At 70.6% G+C, this 2845-nt stretch carries 2 protein-coding genes and 1 pseudogene; 2 read left to right on the forward strand and 1 reads right to left on the reverse strand.

Annotated elements, in window-relative coordinates:
• Positions 1–825 (reverse strand): annotated as a pseudogene (locus AC27IQ_RS21765) (ATP-dependent DNA helicase RecG); the annotation flags it as partial.
• A gap of 124 nt (positions 826–949) precedes the next feature.
• On the opposite strand from AC27IQ_RS21765, the gene AC27IQ_RS21770 reads away from it, so the two are divergent.
• Together AC27IQ_RS21770 and AC27IQ_RS21775 are read left to right on the forward strand one after the other, a co-directional pair.
• Positions 950–2224, forward strand: coding sequence for a cyclic di-GMP phosphodiesterase (locus AC27IQ_RS21770; RefSeq protein WP_487090757.1), 1275 nt, complete (start codon positions 950–952; stop codon positions 2222–2224).
• Positions 2225–2257: 33 nt separating this feature from the next.
• A partial coding sequence (locus AC27IQ_RS21775) for an AraC family ligand binding domain-containing protein (protein WP_487090758.1) occupies positions 2258–2845 on the forward strand: 588 nt, incomplete at its 3' end.

Here is a 2845-nt window from a genome sequence, read left to right on the forward strand (position 1 = left end):
CGGCGGCGCCTGCAGCACCGGCGCGCGCAGCCGGGCCCGTTCGCGCTTGGACTGCTGCTGCGACAGCTGCTGGGCCAGCAGTTCCTCGGCCTTGAGCCGCTGCCAGGCGGGGTGGCTGTGGTCCTCCAGGGTGGCGATGGCCACGTCGGGCGCCGGGTGGTGCAAAAAAGTGAGCGCCTGCCGCAGATTCCACCCCGGCGCCAGACCGTTTTGGCCGGGCACGCGGCCCACCGGCGGCTCCACGCCGGGCGGCAGCGTCTCGGACAGCTCCACGCGCTGCAAGGCGCTCACGATGGCGCGGCGCAGGTAGGCCTGGGGCAGTTGCGCGACGGTCGGGTAGACCGGGGTGAGCGCGGCCGGCAGGTCGCCGCTGGCCGTGCGAAAGGCCGGGTGCAGCATCTGCCGGCCCCAGAAGCCGCCCTTGACCTCGCCCCGGATGCGCAGGCGCGCGCCCACGGCCAGGGTCTTCTGGTGGGAGGGGTAGAAGCTGAAGAACCGCAGTTCGCACGTGCCGGTGCCGTCGTCCACCTGCACCAGCAGCTGGCGGCGGGGGCGCAGCTGCACCTCGCTGGAGACGACGGTGGCCTCGATCTGCACGGTGTCGCCGTCCCGGGCGTTGCGCAGGGGGGTGATGCGGGTTTCGTCCTCGTAGCGCAGGGGCAGGTGCAGGGCCAGGTCGATGTCGCGCACCAGCCCCAGCTTGCGCAGGGCCTTCTGGGCAGGGCTGGGGGCGGGCCGGGCCCCGGAGGGGCTGGGGGGCCCCGCACGCCCGGGCGCGCCCGCGGAACCGGCGGCGGCAGTGGCGGCGGCGCTACGGTCGGTCATGGGAAGGGGAAGCGGGCGCAAACAATGCGCAACAAGAGGAAACCGGCATGGGCAGAAAAGGCTAACATGCCAGCGCCGTCGTTCGGCGTTTTTTGCGGACGCACCCGCGTTACCCACTGGTCCCATGCTCAAGCGAATCAGCGTCCAACATCTTGCCCTGGGCATGTACCTGCACCAGTTCTGTGGCTCCTGGATGGACCACCCGTTCTGGCGCACCGGCTTCGTGCTCCAGGACCCGGCGGACCTGGCACGCATCCACGGCACCACCATCGCCGAGGTCTGGATCGACGTTTCCAAGGGGCTGGACGTGGCCTCCGATGTGGCCACCACCTCGCCCGAAGAGGCCGAGGCCCGCCTCGATACCGACTTCAGCCAGCTGCAGGAGATGCCGGATCTGAAGATTGCGCCCGCCCCGTCCCAGCGCGTGCGCTCGCTGGCACCGACCAGCATGGCCGAGGAGCTGGGCCACGCAGCATCGATCTGCCACCATGCCCGCCAGGCCGTGTCCTCGATGTTCCACGAGGCCCGCATGGGCCGCGCGGTGGATTCCAGCGACGCGCGCAGCCTGGTGCAGGAAATCTCCGATTCGATCACCCGCCACCCCTCGGCGCTCATCAGCCTGGCGCGGCTGAAGACGGCGGACGACTACACCTACATGCATTCGGTGGCGGTGTGCGCGCTGATGGTGGCCCTGGGGCGCCAGATCGGCCTGGACGCCGCGCGCATCCGCACCTCCGGCCTGGCCGGACTGATGCACGACATCGGCAAGGCGGCCATCCCGCTGGCGGTGCTGAACAAGCCCGGCAAGCTCACCGACGAGGAATTCGACATCGTGCGCAGCCATTCCGAGCACGGCTACCGCATGCTGCTGGAATGCGGGGGCGGCGTGGAGGACGAGGTGCTGGACGCCTGCCTGCACCACCACGAGAAGATGGACGGCTCGGGCTACCCGCACCGCCTGCCGGCAGAGCAGATCAGCCTGACCGCGCGCATGGCCTCGATCTGCGACGTGTACGACGCCGTCACCTCCGACCGGCCCTACAAGCGCGGCTGGGACCCGGCCGAATCGCTGCGGCGCATGGCCGAGTGGACCAACGGGCACTTCGACCCCCGCCTGTTCCAGGCCTTCGTGAAGAGCATCGGCATCTACCCCGTGGGCTCGCTCGTGCGGCTGACCTCGGGGCGCATCGGCGTGGTGATGGAGCAGGCCGCCTCGCTGGTGTCGCCGCGCGTGAAGGTGTTCTTCTCCACCAAGTCCGACCTGCGCATTGCGCCCGAGATCATCGACTTGGCCCAGCCCGGCTGCCCGGAGAAGATCGTGGCCCGCGAAGACCCGGACAAATGGCGCTTTCCGGACCTGAACGAGCTGTGGACCGGCATGCCGTCGGTGCCGCGCTGACGCCCCGGCCCTGACGCGACACCGGCCGCCCGCATGCCCCCGCCGCGCGCCAGCAACGATCCCGCGGGTGCCGTGCGCACCTATGCGATGGTGGAGCGCTCCAGCCACCTCGATTTCGACATCCGCGACCAGAGCGGCCGCACGCCGCTCACGCAGCCCCACAAGCACGAGTATTTCCAGATCCAGGTGAACCTGGAAGGCCACACGCAGCACCACATCGGCGGCGTGGCCCGGCCGTTCACCGCGCGCACCCTGAGCTTCGTGCTGCCGCACCGCATGCACCTCGTGCCGCACCCGCCGGGCACGCGCTGGCTGGTGGTGAACTTCAGCCAGCGCTTTCTGTGGCCCGGCCTGGCCGTGGACCCGCTCGACCTGGAAGACGTGCCGCTGGCCCTGGCACCGGAGCTGGCGCCGTTCCAGTTCCAGGAGCACTTGGACTTCACCTTCGACGAAAGCGGCTTCGAGGCCGTGCGGGCGCTGCTGGACACCCTGCAGCGCGAGAACGCGGCGCGGCGCCTGGCCTCGCTGGCGTGCATCCGCGGTGCCCTGCTGCAGTTGCTGGCGCTGACCTGCCAGCGCTGGGAAGGCGAGTTGCGCGCGCTGGCCGCGGCCCAGGCGCAG

It is taken from the genome of Acidovorax sp. KPB24-07, assembly GCF_057543315.1.